Origin of the sequence: Aeromicrobium sp., assembly GCF_050700635.1 — a bacterium.
Lineage (GTDB): Bacteria > Actinomycetota > Actinomycetes > Propionibacteriales > Nocardioidaceae > Aeromicrobium.
This window is the reverse complement of sequence record NZ_JBOHDT010000062.1, coordinates 1-18,123: the sequence shown is the minus strand read 5'-3', so window position 1 is coordinate 18,123 and position 18,123 is coordinate 1. Positions and strand designations below refer to the sequence as shown.

21 protein-coding genes, 1 tRNA gene and 1 riboswitch are annotated in these 18,123 nt (G+C 69.1%); of the genes, 12 read left to right on the top strand and 10 right to left on the bottom strand.

The window, feature by feature from the left end; all coding sequences use genetic code 11:
- Nucleotides 1-73 (bottom strand) — tRNA-Thr (locus ACRDPN_RS04610).
- 42 nt (nucleotides 74-115) lie between these two features.
- On the opposite strand from ACRDPN_RS04610, the gene ACRDPN_RS04605 reads away from it, so the two are divergent.
- Both ACRDPN_RS04605 and ACRDPN_RS04600 read left to right on the top strand, forming a co-directional pair.
- Nucleotides 116-1,084, top strand: coding sequence for a phosphotransferase family protein (locus ACRDPN_RS04605; protein ID WP_431446181.1), 969 nt, complete (start codon nucleotides 116-118; stop codon nucleotides 1,082-1,084).
- An 18-nt stretch (nucleotides 1,085-1,102) separates the two neighbouring features.
- A complete protein-coding gene (locus ACRDPN_RS04600; RefSeq protein WP_431446179.1) occupies nucleotides 1,103-1,672 on the top strand; it encodes a TIGR03086 family metal-binding protein in 570 nt (189 codons plus the stop codon).
- A gap of 16 nt (nucleotides 1,673-1,688) precedes the next feature.
- Here the strand turns inward: ACRDPN_RS04600 and ACRDPN_RS04595 are convergent, their stop codons facing one another.
- The gene (locus ACRDPN_RS04595) at nucleotides 1,689-2,252 is read right to left on the bottom strand and encodes a TetR/AcrR family transcriptional regulator (RefSeq protein WP_431446177.1); all 564 of its coding nucleotides are present in this window, start codon (nucleotides 2,250-2,252) and stop codon (nucleotides 1,689-1,691) included.
- Between the two features lie 52 nt (nucleotides 2,253-2,304).
- Here ACRDPN_RS04595 and ACRDPN_RS04590 point away from each other — a divergent pair, with 52 nt between their 5' ends.
- Genes ACRDPN_RS04590 through ACRDPN_RS04580 form a run of 3 tightly spaced genes read left to right on the top strand, consistent with a single transcriptional unit; the run spans nucleotide 2,305 to nucleotide 4,284 of the window.
- Nucleotides 2,305-3,681 (top strand): aldehyde dehydrogenase family protein, encoded by a 1,377-nt coding sequence (locus ACRDPN_RS04590; RefSeq protein WP_431446175.1) that lies wholly within the window; start codon nucleotides 2,305-2,307, stop codon nucleotides 3,679-3,681.
- A gap of 27 nt (nucleotides 3,682-3,708) precedes the next feature.
- On the top strand, nucleotides 3,709-3,900 hold the full coding sequence (locus ACRDPN_RS04585) for a ferredoxin (RefSeq protein ID WP_431446173.1): 192 nt from the start codon (nucleotides 3,709-3,711) through the stop codon (nucleotides 3,898-3,900).
- On the top strand, nucleotides 3,901-4,284 hold the full coding sequence (locus ACRDPN_RS04580; RefSeq protein ID WP_431446171.1) for a nuclear transport factor 2 family protein: 384 nt from the start codon (nucleotides 3,901-3,903) through the stop codon (nucleotides 4,282-4,284).
- On the opposite strand, the gene ACRDPN_RS04575 is transcribed toward ACRDPN_RS04580, so the two are convergent.
- Nucleotides 4,281-4,799 (bottom strand): gluconokinase, encoded by a 519-nt coding sequence (locus tag ACRDPN_RS04575; RefSeq protein ID WP_431446170.1) that lies wholly within the window; start codon nucleotides 4,797-4,799, stop codon nucleotides 4,281-4,283. The two genes, ACRDPN_RS04580 and ACRDPN_RS04575, sit on opposite strands and share 4 nt — an antisense overlap.
- A 29-nt stretch (nucleotides 4,800-4,828) precedes the next feature.
- Between ACRDPN_RS04575 and ACRDPN_RS04570 the strand changes: the two genes are divergently transcribed.
- Entirely contained in the window at nucleotides 4,829-5,515 is a 687-nt protein-coding gene (locus tag ACRDPN_RS04570) for a FadR/GntR family transcriptional regulator (protein ID WP_431446169.1), read from the top strand.
- A 5-nt stretch (nucleotides 5,516-5,520) separates the two neighbouring features.
- On the opposite strand, the gene ACRDPN_RS04565 is transcribed toward ACRDPN_RS04570, so the two are convergent.
- The 4 genes from ACRDPN_RS04565 to ACRDPN_RS04550 form a co-directional block, all read right to left on the bottom strand.
- Complete coding sequence (locus ACRDPN_RS04565) at nucleotides 5,521-6,945, bottom strand: GntP family permease (RefSeq protein ID WP_431446167.1); 1,425 nt, start codon at nucleotides 6,943-6,945, stop codon at nucleotides 5,521-5,523.
- Nucleotides 6,946-7,030: 85 nt separating this feature from the next.
- On the bottom strand, nucleotides 7,031-8,188 hold the full coding sequence (locus ACRDPN_RS04560) for an AI-2E family transporter (RefSeq protein ID WP_431446166.1): 1,158 nt from the start codon (nucleotides 8,186-8,188) through the stop codon (nucleotides 7,031-7,033).
- A gap of 10 nt (nucleotides 8,189-8,198) precedes the next feature.
- Nucleotides 8,199-8,876, bottom strand: a complete 678-nt coding sequence (locus ACRDPN_RS04555; RefSeq protein WP_431446165.1) for a uracil-DNA glycosylase — start codon at nucleotides 8,874-8,876, stop codon at nucleotides 8,199-8,201.
- A complete protein-coding gene (locus ACRDPN_RS04550) occupies nucleotides 8,873-10,015 on the bottom strand; it encodes an MFS transporter (protein WP_431446164.1) in 1,143 nt (380 codons plus the stop codon). Before ACRDPN_RS04550 ends, ACRDPN_RS04555 begins: the two co-directional genes overlap by 4 nt.
- Nucleotides 10,016-10,047: 32 nt before the next feature.
- Here ACRDPN_RS04550 and ACRDPN_RS04545 point away from each other — a divergent pair, with 32 nt between their 5' ends.
- Complete coding sequence (locus ACRDPN_RS04545; protein ID WP_431446196.1) at nucleotides 10,048-11,259, top strand: MFS transporter; 1,212 nt, start codon at nucleotides 10,048-10,050, stop codon at nucleotides 11,257-11,259.
- Between the two features lie 49 nt (nucleotides 11,260-11,308).
- Here ACRDPN_RS04545 and ACRDPN_RS04540 read toward each other — a convergent pair whose 3' ends face one another.
- From ACRDPN_RS04540 to ACRDPN_RS04530, 3 genes are read right to left on the bottom strand one after another with little or no spacing between them, the layout of a single operon-like run.
- Nucleotides 11,309-11,902, bottom strand: coding sequence for a GNAT family N-acetyltransferase (locus tag ACRDPN_RS04540; protein WP_431446163.1), 594 nt, complete (start codon nucleotides 11,900-11,902; stop codon nucleotides 11,309-11,311).
- Nucleotides 11,899-13,338 (bottom strand): alpha,alpha-trehalose-phosphate synthase (UDP-forming), encoded by a 1,440-nt coding sequence (locus ACRDPN_RS04535; RefSeq protein ID WP_431446162.1) that lies wholly within the window; start codon nucleotides 13,336-13,338, stop codon nucleotides 11,899-11,901. The genes ACRDPN_RS04540 and ACRDPN_RS04535 overlap by 4 nt, the downstream gene beginning before the upstream one ends.
- A gap of 57 nt (nucleotides 13,339-13,395) precedes the next feature.
- Nucleotides 13,396-14,388, bottom strand: a complete 993-nt coding sequence (locus tag ACRDPN_RS04530; RefSeq protein WP_431446161.1) for a Gfo/Idh/MocA family protein — start codon at nucleotides 14,386-14,388, stop codon at nucleotides 13,396-13,398.
- A 50-nt stretch (nucleotides 14,389-14,438) separates the two neighbouring features.
- Here ACRDPN_RS04530 and ACRDPN_RS04525 point away from each other — a divergent pair, with 50 nt between their 5' ends.
- The 5 genes from ACRDPN_RS04525 (at nucleotide 14,439) to thrC (ending at nucleotide 18,058) form a co-directional block, all read left to right on the top strand.
- Nucleotides 14,439-14,756, top strand: coding sequence for a DUF3263 domain-containing protein (locus ACRDPN_RS04525; RefSeq protein ID WP_431446160.1), 318 nt, complete (start codon nucleotides 14,439-14,441; stop codon nucleotides 14,754-14,756).
- 10 nt (nucleotides 14,757-14,766) lie between these two features.
- Complete coding sequence (locus tag ACRDPN_RS04520) at nucleotides 14,767-15,309, top strand: LytR C-terminal domain-containing protein (RefSeq protein ID WP_431446159.1); 543 nt, start codon at nucleotides 14,767-14,769, stop codon at nucleotides 15,307-15,309.
- A 7-nt stretch (nucleotides 15,310-15,316) separates the two neighbouring features.
- On the top strand, nucleotides 15,317-16,132 hold the full coding sequence (otsB, locus tag ACRDPN_RS04515; protein WP_431446158.1) for a trehalose-phosphatase: 816 nt from the start codon (nucleotides 15,317-15,319) through the stop codon (nucleotides 16,130-16,132).
- Between the two features lie 131 nt (nucleotides 16,133-16,263).
- Nucleotides 16,264-16,569 (top strand): hypothetical protein, encoded by a 306-nt coding sequence (locus ACRDPN_RS04510; protein ID WP_431446157.1) that lies wholly within the window; start codon nucleotides 16,264-16,266, stop codon nucleotides 16,567-16,569.
- Nucleotides 16,570-16,650: 81 nt separating this feature from the next.
- A riboswitch (SAM riboswitch) is annotated at nucleotides 16,651-16,771 on the top strand.
- A gap of 9 nt (nucleotides 16,772-16,780) precedes the next feature.
- On the top strand, nucleotides 16,781-18,058 hold the full coding sequence (gene thrC / locus ACRDPN_RS04505) for a threonine synthase (protein ID WP_431446156.1): 1,278 nt from the start codon (nucleotides 16,781-16,783) through the stop codon (nucleotides 18,056-18,058).
- The last annotated feature ends 65 nt before the right edge of the window (nucleotides 18,059-18,123 follow it).

The following is an 18,123-nucleotide window of genomic DNA, read 5'->3' as shown; positions in this document are numbered from 1 at the left end:
AGCCGCGTAGGAGACTCGAACTCCTGACATTCCGCTTACAAGGCGAACGCTCTACCAGCTGAGCTAACGCGGCAAACGCCAACAAGGCGCTTGGCCATCTTAGAAGATGGCTCTCGTGGACCTTCGCAACCTCGTCGAACAGGCCGAGCGGCAGGCGCTGGCCGACAGTGATGGCAAGTCCGGCGCGACGATCGAGCGCGCCGTGCTCGCGGACGGTCGGAGCGTCGTGGTGAAGCGGTTCGATCCCGCGGCTGATCTGGTGATGCGCATCTCCCGCGACACCCGTGGACGGGAGGTCGAGATGTGGGAGAGCGGGATCTTCGACCGCCTGCCGGCCGATGTCGGCCACGCGGTGATCGGCGGCTGGTTCGGCGACGACGGTCTCGGAGTGCTGGTGATGCGCGACCTCGGCGACGCAGTGTATGACTGGAAGACCCGGGTGACCCCCGACCGGTGCCGGACGATGCTGCGTTCGGTGACGTCCCTGCATCGCACGTTCCTGGGGCAGCTGCCGGACGGGTTGGCGCCGCTGGACGCGGTGGTCGGACTCTTCGAGCCCGACCGGATCCGTCCGTACGCCGAGGAGGAGCTCATTGGCTACGCGCTGCGTGGATGGGAGATCTGGGCCGACCTGATCACCGATGAGGTGGGCGAGCGTGTGCTTGCCCTCGCCCAAGACAGCGCGCCCCTGACCAGGGCGATCGCGTCCCGTCCGATGACGATGATCCACGGCGACCTTGCCACCGTGAACATGGCGTTCGAGGACGACCACCTGACCCTCATCGACTGGGGGATGGCGACGGCCGCACCAGGAGCCATCGACATCGGACGCTTCCTCGCCGGGTGCGCCCATGTGCTCGACGTCGACTGGGACGCGTTCCTGGCGATGTACTGCGAGGAGGCCGGTGAGGCGTACGACGAGGAGGCCACGCGTCTCGCGCTGCTCGCTGGACTGGTCTGGCTCGGCTGGAACAAGGCGCTCGACATCGTCGACCATCCGGAGGAGGACGTCCGGGAGCGGGAGAAGGCAGCGCTCCCGTGGTGGCTGGATCGGGCCCGAGAGGCTCTCGACACCGGGCTCTAAAGCGAGGACCGTGGGGTCATGGACATCACGAAACTTCACCGCAGGGCGGTCGAGAACTTTGCCCAGAAGGTCCAGCAGGTCTCCGCCGACCAGTGGGACCAGCCGACGCCGTGCTCGGAGTGGGACGTGCGCGCGCTGGTCAATCACGTCGTGGGCGAGGAGCTCTGGGTCAAGCCGTTGGCCGACGGCAAGACGATCGAAGACGTGGGTACGGCCTTCGACGGTGACGTCCTCGGCGACGATCCGCGGGAGACGGCGGCCGCCTCCGCGACCGAAGCAGTCGAGTCCTTCGACGAGCGCGTTCCCGAGGGCGTGATGGTGCATCTCTCCATCGGCGACACGCCGATAGCCGAGTACGCCATGCAGCTCACCGCCGATCACCTCGTCCATGGCTGGGACCTTGCTGCCGCCACCGGCATGGATCGGAGGATGGACGACGAGCTGGTCGCCGTGGTGGCGGAGTGGTTCGCCTCCCAGGAGGAGATGTGGCGCAGCGCCGGTGCAATCGGGCCGCGCCCCGCCGCGGGCGGCGATCCGCAGGCCGACCTGCTCGCCGCCTTCGGACGCAACCACGACTGGTCCGGCTGAGCTAGGACGCGTCTCCCTAGGAGGTTCTCGCCGACGCGGACGCGAGCGCGCGCTCCTGCAGGGTGCGCAGGTACCGCTCGAGAGCCGCGACGTCGTGCGCCCCGGTGGACTGCTCGAACCCGACCAGCAGGTAGAAGGCGGCTCGGGCGAGGTCGGCCGACTCCTCCGGGTCGCCGGTCAGCGCGAGGAAGGCGTCGGTGACCGCCGCGAGGCGCTCCCGGTCGACGCTCTTCTGCACGGCACCCACGTCGGCATCGACACCGGCCCACACGCGGATCGCCGCCTCGGCCGAGTGAGGAAGGCTCACACCGACCCGCAGCAGCATCTCCACGCGTTGTTCGGGATCGACCTCGGCGCGAGCGAGCTCGGCGGCGAGCAGGGTGCGATCGGTGTGCCAGACGTCGACGAGCTGCCGGGTGAAGTCGTGCCAGCTGTCGAACGAGTGGTAGAACGCGCCGGTGGTGACGCCGACGCGGCGGCACAAGGGGGCGAGCTTGAGGGATCCGTAGCCGTCCTCGGCGAGGATCTCCATGCCGGCGTCGAAGAAACGACCCTTCGTCCTGTCGCTGACCTCGGGCACGCCATCGCTCCCTTCCTCGCCGCCCATCGTAGGGCGTGCGATGCTCGACTCGATGAAGACCGAAGACGACCTGTCCGACCTCGTTACGACCCTCCGTAGCCTGCACGCGAGCGGGCGCACGCGCTCCCTCGAGTGGCGCACCGCTCAGCTCGACGGACTCGAGCAGCTGGTGCGCGAGCGCGAGCACGCCATCACCGCCGCCCTGGCGCAGGACCTCGGGCGCAGCGAGCCCGACGCCCTGATCGGTGACATCCTCCCGACCATCGGCGAGATCGAGTACGCCCGCAAGCATGTCGAGAAGTGGATGCGGCCGAAGCGCAGATCGCTGCCGCTCAACCAACAGCCGGCGCGCGGCTGGGTGCAACCCGAACCGTTGGGCGTCGTTCTCGTCATCGGCCCGTGGAACTACCCTGTCTACCTCGCCCTCAGTCCGCTTGTCGCGGCGATCGCGGCCGGCAACTGCACGGTCATCAAGCCTTCCGAGCTGGCCCCTGCGACGTCGGCGCTGATGGCCGACCTGATCCCGAAGTACGTCGACTCCGACGCGATCAAGGTCGTCGAGGGCGACGGCGACACGTCACAGGCACTGCTGGCACAGGGGTTCGACCACGCGCTCTTCACCGGGGGCACCGAGATCGGCCGCAAGATCATGGCTGCCGCCGCCCCCACGCTCACGCCGGTCACGCTCGAGCTCGGCGGCAAGAGCCCGGTGATCATCGCGGCCGATGCCGACATCGCCGTCGCCGCCCGCCGCATCGCGTGGGTCAAGTTGATGAACTCCGGACAGACTTGCATCGCCCCCGACTACGTGCTCGTCGAGCGCAGTGTCGGCGACCGGTTCATCGAGAAGTTGCTCAGCACCCTCGCGGAGTTCCGGGCCGAGGCGCCCGATGCCGGCCTGCCGATCGTCAACGACCGGCAGTACGTCCGGCTCGCGCTCTACCTCGAGGCGTCGAAGGGGACGATCGCCACCGGTGGCGTGACGTCCGACGCCGACCGCTCGATCCAGCCGACCGTGATCCTCGATCCCGATCCGGACGAACCGGCGATGTGCGAGGAGATCTTCGGGCCACTGCTGCCGGTGCTGACGGTCGACGGCGTCGGCGACGCCATCGAGTTCGTCAACGCTCGTCCCAAGCCGCTCGCCTTGTACGCGTTCACGCGCTCGAAACAGGTCCGTCGCAAGATTGTCGACGAGGTCCCGGCCGGTGGCGTCGTGTTCAATCACGTCGCGATGCATGTGCTCGTCCCGCAGCTTCCGTTCGGCGGCGTGGGTGAGAGCGGCATGGGCGCGTATCACGGAGAGTGGGGGTTCTGGACGTTCAGCCATCGCAAGTCGGTGCTGTCCAAGACCGCCAGGCCTGACCCGCGATTCGTCTACCCGCCATACACTCAACGAGCGCTAGCGCTCATCCGTCGCTTTCTCTGAGGCGACCATGAACAGAGGAGCCAGACCATGAAGGTCGTCGTCGACGAAGACAAGTGCGGAGGCCACGGTCTCTGCGAGGCCATCGCCCCAGAGTACTTCGAGGTCCAGAGCAACGGATTGTCGAAGGTGCTGCGAGACGACGTCGACCCCGACGACCTCGTCGACATCGAGGACGCGGTCGCGAGCTGCCCGACCGAGGCGCTGCGGATCGAGCAGTAGGTGACCCGGCCTCTCGCGGTGCGGGCGTGGCACGAGTTCGTCCGGACCCGCGACCGTCAGGCGTTGCAGTCGTTGCTGAGCGACCACGTCGTGTTCCGCTCGCCCGCGGTGCACAAGGCGCAGGCCGGACGCCGGCTGACAACGGCCTACCTCGAGGCCGCGGTGGTCGTCCTCGGCCCGCGCCTGACGTACCACCGGGAGTGGTTCACCGAGGACTCGGCGGTGCTGGAGTTCACAACCGTCGTCGATGACGTCCAGATCCACGGCGTCGACATGCTGGCGTGGGACGACGACGACCGGCTGGTCGAGTTCACCGTGATGGTCCGTCCGTACAAGGCGCTCACCACCGTCATCGAGCACATGGCCGCCGAGCTGGAGCGTTAGCCCCGCAGACTCTCGACCGCTGCCACGGCGGCGTCGACGACGTCCTCGAGCGGTGCGTCGACGTCCAGCACCACGCCTCGCTCGTCGGTCTCGAGCGGCTCGAGGGTGTCGAACTGCGACTGGAGCAGCGAGGTGGGCATGAAGTGCTCGCGCTGCTCCATGCGGTGGCGCAGCACGTCGAACGTCGCGGTCAGGTGTACGAACTCCACGGTGCCGGCAGATGCCGGGCCGCGCAGGATGTCGCGGTAGCTGCGACGCAGGGCCGAGCAGCCCAGGACAGTCGCGACACCGGCCCCCCGGTTGTCGGCCAGCATCTGGGCGAGCGTCTCGAGCCATGGTCGCCGGTCGTCGTCGGTGAGCGGCTCGCCGGCCGACATCTTCTCGATGTTGGCATCCGGGTGGAACTCGTCGCCCTCGATGTAGGTCATGTCGAGCCGAGTGGCCAGGCGCGTGCCGACCTCGCTCTTGCCGGTGGCCGTAACGCCCATGACGACGACCTGCCGAGCCGCGCTCACGCTGGACTCCGGCCACTAGGCTCGTGCACGTGTCGACCGTCTACACCGGAGTGCTCGCCGAGCTGGGGACCCGGATCGTCGACGGGCGACTGGCATCCAACTCGACCCTGACCCTCGATGCCCTGCAGACCGAGTACGGCGTCTCGCGCACCGTCGCGCGCGAGGTGGTGCAGGTGCTGGCCTCGATGGGGCTGGTCGAGAGCCGTCGGCGCACCGGCATTCGCGTCCTTCCGTCGGACGAGTGGGACCACTTCGATCCCGCGATCATCCGCTGGCGACTGGAGGGCGACGCCCGCGCCTCGCACCTGCACGAGCTGTCGCAGCTGCGGGCTGCCGTCGAGCCGCCCTCGACCGCGCTCGCGGCCACGCACGCCGACGAGCACGCGCGGCAGGAGATCGTGCGGCTGGCCGAGGCGATGGAGACGTCCGGCGCGGCTGGTGACCTCGCCACCTTCCTCGACCTCGACATCGCCTTCCACCGGCTGCTGCTCACGGCCTCCGGCAACGTCATGTTCGCCGCCCTCGGCGACGTCGTCGAGGAGGTGCTGCGGGGACGAACCGACCATCACCTCATGCCTGCCGAGCCGAAGCCCGAGGCCCGGCGACTGCACCTGATGGTCGCCCAGGCAGTGGCCGCCGGCGACGCCGACATGGCCCAGGCGGCGATGCAGGCGATCTGCGTCGAGGTGGTCTCGGAGATGCATCGCCGGCGCTGAGCCCATCAACCCACAAGCGGGTACAGCACAGCCGCCACGGCGAAGGCCGACAGTCCCAGCGTCGTCTCCATGACGGTCCACGTCTTCAGCGTCGTCTTCACGTCCATCTCGAAGAACTTGCTGACCAGCCAGAAACCGGAGTCGTTCACGTGGGACAGCACCGTCGCGCCGGCGGCGATGGCGGTGACGAGCAACGCGATCTGCACGTCGCCCAGGCCGGCGGCGTCGCTGGCGATGAGGCCGGCCGTGGTTGTGAGCGCCACCGTGGCCGATCCCTGGGCCACGCGAATTGCGGTGGCGATGAAGAACGCCTGCAGGAGCAACGGGATGCCCAGGTCGGAGAGCGACGACGTCAGCGCCTCGCCGATGCCGCTCAGCTCGAGCACACCGCCGAACATGCCGCCGGCACCGGTGATCAGGATGATCGCGCAGATCGGACCGAGGGAGTCGTCGAGGATGGACATCGTGTCGTCCATCGACCGACCACGTGTGCCCAGCACCACGATCGCGACGAGCAAGGTGATCAGCAGGGCCACGGGTGTGACACCCAGCAGGATGAGCAGGTCGACGATCTTGTTGCCCTCGCCCAGCGTGCCGTTCTCGACCAACGTGGTGAGGATCGTGTTGAAGGCGATGAGGACGAATGGGATGGCCAGCAGGCCCAGCACCGTGCTGAACGCGGGCGCCTTGACCTTCGTCGTCGTCGAGCCGACACCGCCGCCGGCATCGGTGCCGGTACCGACGTCCGTGCCGCCGTTCTGCTCACCGAACAGGTACGTCGGGACCGCCACGTCGAAGCGGGCGCCCATCACGCGGGAGACCAGGTAGGAACCGACGAACCAGGCCACCATGGCGATCGGCAGGCTGACCAGCATGATGATGCCGATGTCGCCATCGAGGAGGGTGCCCGCGGCGACCGGACCGGGGTGCGGCGGCATGAGAGCGTGTACCGCGGCGAACGCACCGGCAGCCGGCAATGCGTAGTAGAGCAGCGACCCGCCGAAGCGACGGGCGACGGTGAGGATGATCGGCAGGAACACGACGAGACCGGCGTCGAAAAAGATCGGCAGCCCGAAGATGAAGGCGGCGACGCCGAGCGCGAACGGCGCTCGCTTCTCGCCAAACCGTCCGACGAGGGTGTCCGCCAGGACCTGGGCGCCACCGGTCACCTCGAGCAGGCGTCCGAGCATCACCCCGAAGCCGACCAGCAGGGCGACGGACGCGATGGTGTCGGCGAAGCCGTAGATCAGGACGTCGGGGATGTCCCCGAGAGGGAAGCCGACGGCTATGGCGGTGAGCACGCTGACCAGGACGAGGGCGATGAACGCGTGCAGCTTCACCTTGATGATGAGGAAGAGCAGGACGGCGACGGCGGCTGCGGCGATGAGCAGCAGCACCGTGGTGCCGTATACCGGGGCGATGGGATCCATCGAGGACTCCTGGGAGTGAGGTCGGTCACGTGCAATACCCGGCCGAGTGTGCCCCAAAGGTCATACGTTTGCAAAAAAGGAGCGTTCAGTCGTCGGCTCGGCGCTCCAGCTCGTCGGCCGACCGGGAGTCCTCCGGTGGCGCGTCGTCCTCGTCGACGGCCGTGTCGATGCGCTCGTTGACGTAGCGCAGGATCTCGGCGGTGGTGGCCGCGACCGGTACTGCCAGGAACGCACCGGTGATGCCGAACAGGGTGCCGCCGGCGGTGACCGCGAGCAGCACGACGCCCGCGTGCAGGTTGAGATTCTTGCCCTGCAGGTAGGGGGAGAGCACGTTGCCCTCGAGCTGCTGGACGCCGATCACGATGATCAGGACGATGAGGGCGTCGCGCGGGCTGTTGGTCACCAGAGTCACGAGCACGGCGAGCGCCCCGCTGATGAACGCACCGATGATCGGGATGTAGCCGCCGAAGAACGTCACCACGGCGAGCGGCACCGCCAGCGGCACCCCGAGGATGGCCAGGCCGGTGCCGATGATGATCGCGTCGATGAAGGCCACGAGCGACTGGGTGCGGATGAAGCCGCCGAGGGTGTCCCACGCGCGCTCCATGACCTCGCCGGAGTGCTCGCCGGCGCGGCGGCCTCCGAGGGTCTTCATCCAGGGCAGGAACTTGTGGCCGTCCTTCAAGAAGAAGAAGGTCAGCATGAGTATCAGCACGAGGTTGACGACGGCCGAGGTGGCCGCGCCGATCGTGGAGAACACCCCCGAGCTGATGGCCTCGGCGCTGTTGCGGAGTCGGTCCTGCACGGCTTCGATGGCTCGAGTGATCTGGCCTTCGGAAAGGCCGAGCGGCCCTGCGGTGAGCCAGTCGCGAATCTGCTGCAGACCTCGCGCCGCGCTGTTGGCGATCTCGGGAGCCTGGCCGGCGACCTGCGGCGTGAGCGCCGCGATGATGCCCACGACAGCAGCGAGGAAGCCGAACACGACCACCCCGCTCGCCACCCCCCACGGCACCTTGTGGTTGCCGAGCCAGGAGACGGCGGGAACGAGGACGGTGGAGACGATGAGGGCCATCGCGACCGGGAAGATGATCATCCAGAGCTCGCCGACGATCCAGCCGAGCACGTAGACGGCGGCGGCGAGGACGATGATCCGCAGGCCCCATCGCTGGATGCCGTCGAAGGCCTCGTCGATGACGGCGGCACGGTCGCGGCCGGTGCCAGCGCGGTCTGGGCGGCGACTCATGCCGGTCAGCCTAGTGGGGGAGCGACCAGTCGACCGGTCGAGCGCCCTGTTGTTCGAGGAGCGTGTTGACCCGGCTGAACGGACGGGAGCCGAAGAAGCCCCGGGACGCCGACAACGGGCTCGGATGTGCGCTCTCGATCGTCGGCGTGGCGCCGAGCATCGCCTTGAGGCCCTGCGCGTCACGTCCCCAGAGCACCGCCACGAGCGGCTGCTGTCGTGCCACGAGGGCGCGGATCGCCTGTTCGGTGACGGCTTCCCAGCCATGACCACGGTGGCTGGCCGGTGCCCTGGTTCGCACCGTGAGGACGCGGTTGAGGAGCATTACTCCCTGTTCGGCCCAGGCCGTCAGGTCTCCGTGGGGGCACGGCTTGATGTCGAGGTCGGTGTGCAGCTCGGTGTAGATGTTCTGGAGGCTGCGGGGGAGCTCCTTCACGTCCGGAGCGACCGAGAACGACAGACCGACCGGATGTCCCGGCGTCGGGTACGGGTCCTGCCCGGTGATCAGCACCTTCACGTCGGACATCGGCTCGGCGAAGGCCCGGAAGATCCGATCACCCGCCGGGAGATAGGTGTGGCCTGCCGCCAGCTCTTCACGCAGGAAGCGACCGACGGCCGTGATGTCGTCGGCCACCGGGGCGAGCGCCGCGGCCCAGTCGGGGGCCATCAGGTCGGTCAGGTTCTTCGTCATGCGTACTCCTTGTGCAGAACTCTTGGCGCGAGCAGGCCCGCCGCGATGCAGCCGACGATAGGCACGACGAACGCTGTCGTGAGCGGAACCCAGGCAGTGAGCAGGCCGACGCACGCCGGCCCGGCGAGCAGCCCCAGGTAGCCAAGACCGGCCACGCGTGCGACGTAGGTGCCGGACGCGCCGACGTCGATGTTGCCGGCGGCGGTGAAGAACTGCGGCACGCAGCCGGCGAGACCGATGCCGAACAGCCCCCAGGCCACGATCGCGGTCGGTGCGTTCGGTGCCAGGGCAGCGCCGGTGAGAGCGATGGCGCCGACCAGCGCAGCGACGCGGACGAACGCTGCCGGTCCGGTGCGGGCCACGATGCGGTCCACGAGCAGCCGCATCACCGTCATCGTCACGGAGAATGCGCCGAACGCCCACGCGGCGACGTCCTTGGGCGCGCCGAGCGACTCGTGCAGGTGAACGGTGCTCCAGTCGTAGGCGACACCCTCGGCGAGCAGCAGCACGAACGCGAGCGCACCGAGCAGGACGACGCGTGACGACCACGGCGCGCGCGGGCCGGACCGTTCGACGTGGTCCCGCGGACCCGGCGCCAGCAGGTGGCTCCGCGCGGCGAGCGTTGCACCGAGCCCGGCTGTCGCCGCGACGCCAAGGCTCACCCGCAGGTCGGTGCCGGTTGCGATGAGAGCCCCACCGAGCACGGCCGCCAGGACGCCACCCAGCGAGAAGAAGGCATGGAACGCGCTCATCACCGGCCGCCCGTAGCCGCGCTCGACCTCGACCGCGTGCGCATTCTGCGCGACGTCGACCGCTCCGTTGGTGAGACCGAGCAAAGCGAGCCCGACGGCCAGCGTCCACACGTCGGTGGCGAGAGCTGGACCAAGCAGCGCGGCGCACAGGAGCAGCGCCGAGATGACGACGACGGGGCGTGAACCGTACTGGTCCACCAGGCGTCCCGCGCCCTGCATACCGACCAGGGCCGCGCCTCCCAGGAGGAGGAGCAGCAGGCCGAGCTGCGCCTTGGAGGCGCCCGTGCGGTCGAGGATCTCGGGGATGTTGACCACCCACATGCCGAGCACGAACCCGTTGACCACGAAGATCGCCGTAGTGGCGCGACGTGCGGGCTCCAAGGTCATGGGCTCACCCTAGGGTCGGAGCCGTGTCCGCCATGTCCTCGTATCGCACCCTTCTGCGCACGGTCGGGCCCGGGTACGTGGCGGTGGCCTTCCTCGGACGCATCCCGCTGGCGATGAGCCAGCTCGGCACCCTGGTGCTGGTCAGCACGCAGACCGGTCGGTACGCCCTCGGCGGCGCGGCTGCCGGTGCCCTGGCCGTCGCGAATGCGATCGGCGCGCCGTTCGCCGGTGGACTTGCCGACCGCATCGGCCAGCGTCCGGTGGTGCTCGGGCAGTCGATCGCCGGAGCGGCCGGACTGCTGGCGGTCGTCGAGGTCACCAGCCGCGACCTGCCTGCCGTGACGATCATCGCGGTGGCCGCGCTCGCCGGGCTCGCGATCCCGCAGATCGGTCCGTTGGCGCGGGTCCGCTGGGGACCGGCCGTGCGTGACGCCGACGACCGCGTCCGGCTGCTCGACGCCGCGTTCTCCTACGAGGGTGCTGCGGACGAGGCGTCGTTCGTGCTCGGGCCGGCGCTCGTCGGCGCCCTCGCCGTGATCGCGAACCCGTCCGGTGCGCTGGTCTGCGCGGCGTTCGTCCTCGCGGCATTCGGCTCCTGGTTCGCGCTGCACCCGACGGCCGCGCTCACCGGTAGCGACCGGGTGCCGGGACAGGCCCGCGGACGGCTGTTCAGTGCGGCGTTCGTCGTGCTCGTCCTCGCCCAGATGTGCGTGGGCATGGTGTTCGGCGGAACCCAGACCGGTTCGACGGTGCTCGCCACTGCAGAAGGCCAGCCGGGCCTCGCCGGCGTCATCCACGCGACCCTCGGCGTCGGCAGCGTCATCGCCGGCCTGGCCGTGACCGGCCTGCCCGAGCGCGTCCTCTACGCCACCCGGATGCTCGTCTCCGCGATCGCTCTTCTCGTGCTCTCCTTGCCCCTGTTGCTGGTCGACTCGATCGGTCCGTTGATGGGTGTCATCGCCCTGCTCGGCTTCGCGGTCGCGCCGTACATGATCAGCAACTTCGCGCTCGCCGGCCATCTGGTGGCGGGGGACCGCGTCGGCATGGCGATGACGATGCTCGCCGGCGCCACCGGCGTCGGTTATGCGCTGGGCTCGTCGGTGGCCGGACGACTCGCGGACGCCCTGGCGTCGCACACACCGGCCTTCGCCGTCACGGTCACCGCCGCCGGGATCGCGGTGGTGCTGTCCCTCGGCTCGCAGCGCCTCCTCCGCGACGCCCGCCCACCAGAATTGGCCCCGTAACCACCACCCAGGCCACTGGTCGTGGTGGTTTGCACGCCAATTCTGGAAGTCAGGGGGCGAGTCGTTCCTCGAGCACCTTGCAGGCGGCCGGCCACTCGTCGTCGGTCATCGAGAACACAACGGTGTCGCGCCACGAGCCGTCGCGCCGCACGCGGTGCTTGCGCAGCACGCCTTCGCGGACGCCGCCGATGCGTTCGACCGCGGCCTGCGAGCGCTCGTTGGCGATGTCGACGTGCCACACCACGCGGGCGCAACCGAGATCGTCGAACGCCCGGCGCATCAGCAGCAGCTTCGCCTCGGTGTTCACGGCGGTGCGCCAGAACCGCCGCCCGAGCCACGTGACACCGATCGCGACCGACCGGTTGACGGGGTCGATCTCGTAGAACGTCGTCATGCCGGCGACGGCGTTGCTCGCCCGGTCGATCTGGGTCCAGGTGATCGTGTCCGGACGTGCCAGGTACCAGTCGTGCAGCCGCGCGGCCTCGTCGAGCGTGGTGGGACGGGCGAAGGACTGCCAGCGGAACACCTCGTCGTCGTCAGCTGCCGCCAGCAGACCCGCGGCGTGGTCTGGGTGCAGCTGCACGAGCTTGACGTGGTCGCCCACCAGGTCAGGCGTCTCGTACCACTGGCTGCGGAGGGTCACGAACGCCCGCGGGCGGGGCGCATCTTCTTGTCGTGCGAAGGGCGCTCGAAGTTGAGCTCGTCCAGGAACGCCGTGGCCCAGTGGTCGATGTCGTTCTCGATGACGGTCTTGCGCATCGTCTTCATGCGGCGAGCCTGCTCGCGCGGTTCGGCTCCCATGGCTTCCATGAGCGCCGCCTTCATGCCGTTGATGTCGTAGGGGTTGACGCGGTACGCCTGCCGCAGCTCCGCAGCGGCGCCGGCGAACTCGCTGAGAACGAGCGCCCCGGCATCGTCGTAGCGGCAGGCCACGTACTCCTTGGCGACGAGGTTCATGCCGTCGCGCAGGGGCGTGACGACCATGACGTCGGCGGCGCGGTACAGAGCCGCCATCTCCTCGCGCGGGTACGACGCGTGCAGATACGTGATCGGCTGCTGGCCGATGCGGCCGACGTCGCCGTTGAGCCGCCCCACCAGCCGGTCGATGTCGTCACGGAGGATCCGGTACTGGTCGACGCGCTCGCGTGAAGGCGTGGCCACCTGCACGAACACGGCGTCGTCGACATCGATGGAGCCGTCGCGGATCAGCTCACCGAACGCGCGCAGGCGTTGCCGCAGGCCCTTGGTGTAGTCGAGGCGGTCGATGCTCAGCAGGACGTGCTTGGGGTTGCCGAGGCTCTCGCGGATCTCCTTGCAGCGGGCGGTGACGTTCTCACTGCGAGCGAGCTGCTCGAACGCGTTCACGTCGATCGAGATGGGAAAAGCCCTGGCGACGACGGTGCGACCCTCGGGGAGGTAGATCAGGTCTCGGTGCGTCTTGTGGCCGACTCGCTCGCGGACGAGACGGACGAAGTTCTGAGCCGCCCCCGGTAGCTGGAACCCAACGAGGTCCGCGCCGAGGAGTCCCTCGAGGATCTGACGCCGCCACGGGAGCTGGGTGAACAGCTCCCGTGGCGGGAAGGGAATGTGCAGGAAGAATCCGATGCGGAGATCGGGCCGCAGGCCACGGAGCAACGAGGGCACCAGCTGCAGCTGGTAGTCCTGCACCCAGACCGTGGCGCCGCGCTTGGCGACCCGCGCGGCGCAGGCAGCGAAGCGGTGGTTGACGTCGACGTAGGAGTCCCACCACTCCCGGTGGAACTCCGGTGGAGCGATGACGTCGTGATACAGCGGCCACAGGGTTCCGTTGGAGAAGCCCTCGTAGTACTCCTCGACCTCCTGGGCCGACAACGGGACTGGGACGAGTCGCAGACCGTCGTGCTCGAACGGCTTGAGCTTCTCGTCGGGTGCGCCGTGCCACCCGATCCAGGCGCCACCCTTGCGACGCATGACGGGTTCGAGCGCGGTGACGAGGCCACCGGGGGACGTGCGCCACGTGACTGCGCCGTCATGCGCGATGTATCTGTCGACGGGCAGACGGTTGGCGATCACCACGAATTCCGCGAGACCAGCCGCCATGGTCGTCACCCTACCTACGCTTCCGGCGGCGACGTCCACTTCGACGCCTCCAGATCCTTATCCGTACCGGACGCCAAGCTGCCCGCGGATCTCGTCCATCACCCGCATGACCGCCACCGTGCCGTCGAGGGGGAGCAGGCCGGACTCGGTGCGGCCGGCGCGCAGGCAGGCGGCCACCTCCTCGACCTCGTGCGCGTAGCCACGGCCGACAACCGGTTCCGCGTGGCTCTCCAGCGTCTCGCCGCGGGCGTAGGTGAATCCGGTGGCCTCGTGGAAGCGGGCCGGGATCTCGAGGCGCCCGCCGTCGCCCGAGACGGCCGCGCGGTTGTCGGACCACGCCATCTGCGTCCACGCCAGGCTCGCCACCGCGCCGCCCGGGTATGTCAGGGTCGCACCGCCCCCGAGGTCGATGCCGCGCTCGGAGAGCGTGCCCGCCGCGGCGACGTCGTCGGGTGCGCCGAGCACGAGGTGGGCGAGCGTGAGCGGGTAGATGCCGATGTCGAGCAGGGCGCTCGCCCCGAGAGCGGGATCCCACAGTCGAGCCACGTCGGTCGGAGCGACGAAGCCGAGCTCGGCTCGCACCTGCCCGATCGTGCCGCAGGCGCCATCGTGTGCGAGCTGCACGACTCGTCGGATGTTCGGGTTCGTGCGCATCCACATGGCCTCGGCGAAGAACAGACCGCGCCGCCGCGCCTCGTCGACGAGACGCTCGGTCGACTCGGTCTCCAACGTCAGCGCCTTCTCGCACAGCACCGCCTTGCCGGACTCGAAACACCGCAGCACGTCCTCCTCGTGACGCCCGTGCGGCGTCGCGACGTAGACGACGTCGACATCGGGATCGTCGGCCAGCTCGCTGTAGGAGGGGTGCGCTCGAACGGTCGACGACGGACTGGAATACTTCCCCGCGAACGCGCGGGCGGACTCCGCGGAGCGTGAACCGACGGCCACCAAGGCGTTGTCCGGTACGAGGGCGAGGTCCTCGGCGAAGCTGTGGGCGATGTTCCCAGTGGCGAGAATTCCCCAACGCACCGGCGGCGACACGAGCGGCATCAAGCCAGCCTAACGAATGACATCGTTGTGATTTACCGTAGGATCAGCCCATGAGCGCAGCAGAGCAGCCGGGACGCGGCACGAGTTCGTCCGCGTTCGATGGCCCAGCTGACGGAACTGCTCTCGACGAACGCGACCGCGAGATCCTCGCGCTCGAGCGTCTCTGGTGGCAGTACGCCGGCGCCAAGGAGCAGGCGATCCGCGAGAAGTTCGACATGTCGTCCACGCGCTACTACCAGGTGCTCAACGCCCTCATCGATCGCGACGACGCCCTCGCCTACGACCCCCTGCTCGTCAAGCGCCTCCGCCGCCTGAGGGCGCAGCGGCAGCGCAGCCGCTCTGCACGCCGCCTGGGCATCGATCTCTGACCCGCGGCTCGTGGACGATCAGCGCAAGACTCCGGGGCGCAAGGCGTACATCCTGCCCGGATGGTTCCTGATCCTGACGGCTGCGGCGTGCGTCGTCGGTCTCCTCGGTCTCGGATGGGCGACGTTCCTCATGCCCAGCGACGAAGCCGCGCCGGTGAGTGCCGCGACCGCATCGCCGACACCCTCGCCCACGCCGAGCCCCACGCCGAGCCCCACCCCGAAGGAGACCAAGTCGCCGACCCCGAAGCCGAGGCCGAAACCGAAACCGCAACCGGAGGTCAGCCGCACTGCCATCGGCGTCGACGTTCTCAACGCCACCCGCACCACCGGCCTCGCCAGGCAGGTGGGCGCGCGCGCCACGGCGGCGGGATGGACCGTCAGCAACATCGACAACTGGCGAAGGGGGGCGGCCCAGACGGCGGTGCACCACCCGGTCGGCCGCAGGGCCGAGGCGCGACTGCTCGCGAATGATCTCGGAATCGGCCCGGTGCTCACGATCAAGGCAGGCATGCGCACGGACCGCCTCACGGTGATCCTGCTCGGAATGCCATGATTCGGGAATGTCGCGAACGACCACCGAGGTGGACGCCGTGGTGGCCGATCCGTCCGGCACCCTGCTCGCCCTCGACTTCGACGGCACGCTCGCGCACGTGGTCGACGACCCCGCCACCGCCTTCGCGCACGCCCACGCAGTCGACTCCCTGAGCCGGCTCGGACCTCTCCTCGGACAGATCGCGATCATCACCGGCCGTCCGGTTCGCCAGGCGCTCGAGCTCGGCGGCTTCGCCGGTCGTCCGGGCTTCGAGTCGCTGATCGTGTGTGGTCAGTACGGTGCCGAGAGGTGGGACGCCTCCACGGGTGAGACGCACGCGCCCGATCACCCCGACTCGGTCCGCCTGCTGGCCGAACTTCTCCCGAAGTGGCTGGCCGACCGCGGCGCCGATCACGTGCGAGTCGAGGACAAGGGGCTTGCCGTCGCCGTCCACACGCGAGGCCTCGAGGACGGTCTTCTCGACGTGCTCGCCGGGCCGCTCCAGTCGCTGGCCACGGAGCACGGGCTCACCGTCGAGCCGGGGCGTCGGGTCGTGGAGCTGAGAGCGCCCGGGCCGGACAAGGGCGAAGCTCTGGAGGGGCTGGCCGAGGAGATCCCCGCGCGCCACGTCGTGTTCGCCGGTGACGACCTCGGCGACCTGCCCGCGTTCGACGCGGTCGACCGGCTCCGCTCGCAGGGGATCGGCGGGCTGCTCGTCTGCTCGGCCTCCGACGAGCAGGACGCGCTCGTCGCGCGGGCCGACCTCGTGCTCGACGGACCCGATGCCGTCGCGGTCTGGCTGGGTGGGCTGGCCGACGCCCTCGAGGCAGGACGAGGATCCTGACCCCACTCCCACACACCCCGTGGACGCGGATCCGCACAGTCGTCAACTGGATCAACCTCAGCACTCCGCTCGGTCTCCTGGTCGCCCGCCTCGGGGGCACCACGCGAGCACGCCGCGGCCGCGGCACCCATGTGTGTCCCGGCTACAGATTCGGGTTCCCGGTCGCCGGGGCCTTCACCATCGGCAGCGTCATCATCAGCAAGCACGATCTCGGCTGGCTGGAAGCGCGGCCGAAGCTGCTCCGCCACGAGGACCGGCACTGCACACAGTTCGCCTTCCTCCTCGGACCCGTCATGCTTCCGCTCTACTTCATGTCCGTCGGCGTCTCCTACCTGGTCGCCGGCAACCACTCCTCATACAACGTGTTCGAGCGCCTGGCCGGCCTCGACGACGGCGGCTACCCGCCCCCGACCACCCGCTTCAAGCGCCGGCGCTGACACGACTCGGTACGCGGCCCCCGAGATCTCACGGATCGGACCGATTGGACGCATGATGAGACGCGCCCGTAGGCTGAAGACCACTCATCATGAGGGGCAGAGGGACACGGCCCGGCGAAGCCCCAGCAACCAGTTCTCCCGGTCACGGGAAGCCAGGTGCTACATCCGTCCCGGACGAGATTCGATCCGGGGAAGATGACCAGGAGACTTCGTGAGTACACAGGCAACAGAGAACGTTTCGGCCGCGACCCCACCCCGCGATGGCGCGTTCGGCCCGGCCCGCTCACTGGTGTGCCGCGAGTGCGGAACCGAGCGCGAGCTCGGCCCGTTCTACGCGTGTTACGAGTGCTTCGGGCCGCTCGAGATCGGCTACGACTTCGGCACGGTCACGCGCGAGCAGATCGAGTCGGGTCCCCGCAGCATCTGGCGCTACCGGGACCTGCTGCCGGTGCCGGCCGACGTCGCCTCCATCCCGAACACGGACCCCGGCTTCACCCGTCTGGTCAAGGCCGACAACCTCGCACGCGAGCTCGGCATCCGGTCGCTGTGGGTCAAGGACGACTCCGGCAACCCGACCCACTCCTTCAAGGACCGCGTCGTGGCTGTCGCCCTGGCCGCCGCTCGCGAGCTCGGCTTCAAGGTCCTGGCCTGTCCGTCCACGGGCAATCTGGCCAACGCGGTCGCCGCTGCAGCGGCGCGCGCCGGCATCCGCGGCGTCGTGCTCATCCCCGACGACCTCGAGCAGGCCAAGATCCTCGCCAGCGCCGTCTACGGCGGCTCCCTCGTCGCGGTGCGCGGCAACTACGACGACGTCAACAAGCTCGCCAGCGAGATCGCCGGCGAGGAGTCCGACTGGGCCTTCGTGAACGTCAACGTGCGGCCGTACTACGCCGAGGGCTCCAAGACGCTCGGCTACGAGGTGGCCGAGCAGCTCGGCTGGAAGCTGCCCGAGCAGGTCGTCATCCCGGTCGCCTCCGGCTCGCAGCTCACCAAGGTCGACAAGTCGTTCGGCGAGCTGGCCCGACTCGGCCTCGTCGACGACACGCCCTACAAGATCTTCGGCGCCCAAGCCACCGGCTGCTCGCCCGTCTCGGCCGCTTTCAAGGACGGCCACGACGTCGTGCGGCCGGTCAAGCCGGACACCATCGCCAAGTCGCTCGCAATCGGCAACCCAGCAGACGGCCCGTACGTGCTCGACGTCACGCGTCGCACCGGTGGCGCGGTCGAGGACGTCAGCGAGGACGAGATCCGCGACGGCATCGCCCTGCTCGCCCGTACCGAGGGCATCTTCGCCGAGACCGCCGGTGGCGTCACCGTCGCGACACTCAAGAAGCTGCTCGAGGCCGGACAGCTCGACCCCGACGCCGAGACCGTCGTGTTCAACACCGGCGACGGTCTCAAGACCCTCGACGCGATCTCCGGTCGCGTCGGACCCACCGCCACCATCGATGCCACGTACGATGCGTTCGTCGACGCTGGCATCACCTGACCCGGAACAAGGAGCCTGCATGACCGTCTCGGTCCGAATCCCCACGATCCTGCGCACCTACACCC

What these genes read in the sequence shown, in the direction of transcription:
- ACRDPN_RS04535 (WP_431446162.1), bottom strand. Translation starts at nt 13,338, where the DNA reads ATGGCGGCTGGTCTCGCGGAATTCGTGGTGATCGCCAACCGTCTGCCC.
- ACRDPN_RS04560 (WP_431446166.1), bottom strand. Translation starts at nt 8,188, where the DNA reads ATGAGTCGCCGCCCAGACCGCGCTGGCACCGGCCGCGACCGTGCCGCC.
- ACRDPN_RS04545 (WP_431446196.1), top strand. Translation starts at nt 10,048, where the DNA reads ATGTCCTCGTATCGCACCCTTCTGCGCACGGTCGGGCCCGGGTACGTG.
- ACRDPN_RS04530 (WP_431446161.1), bottom strand. Translation starts at nt 14,388, where the DNA reads ATGCCGCTCGTGTCGCCGCCGGTGCGTTGGGGAATTCTCGCCACTGGG.
- ACRDPN_RS04585 (WP_431446173.1), top strand. Translation starts at nt 3,709, where the DNA reads ATGAAGGTCGTCGTCGACGAAGACAAGTGCGGAGGCCACGGTCTCTGC.
- ACRDPN_RS04525 (WP_431446160.1), top strand. Translation starts at nt 14,439, where the DNA reads ATGAGCGCAGCAGAGCAGCCGGGACGCGGCACGAGTTCGTCCGCGTTC.
- otsB (WP_431446158.1), top strand. Translation starts at nt 15,317, where the DNA reads ATGTCGCGAACGACCACCGAGGTGGACGCCGTGGTGGCCGATCCGTCC.
- ACRDPN_RS04550 (WP_431446164.1), bottom strand. Translation starts at nt 10,015, where the DNA reads ATGACCTTGGAGCCCGCACGTCGCGCCACTACGGCGATCTTCGTGGTC.
- ACRDPN_RS04600 (WP_431446179.1), top strand. Translation starts at nt 1,103, where the DNA reads ATGGACATCACGAAACTTCACCGCAGGGCGGTCGAGAACTTTGCCCAG.
- ACRDPN_RS04590 (WP_431446175.1), top strand. Translation starts at nt 2,305, where the DNA reads ATGAAGACCGAAGACGACCTGTCCGACCTCGTTACGACCCTCCGTAGC.
- ACRDPN_RS04555 (WP_431446165.1), bottom strand. Translation starts at nt 8,876, where the DNA reads ATGACGAAGAACCTGACCGACCTGATGGCCCCCGACTGGGCCGCGGCG.
- ACRDPN_RS04565 (WP_431446167.1), bottom strand. Translation starts at nt 6,945, where the DNA reads ATGGATCCCATCGCCCCGGTATACGGCACCACGGTGCTGCTGCTCATC.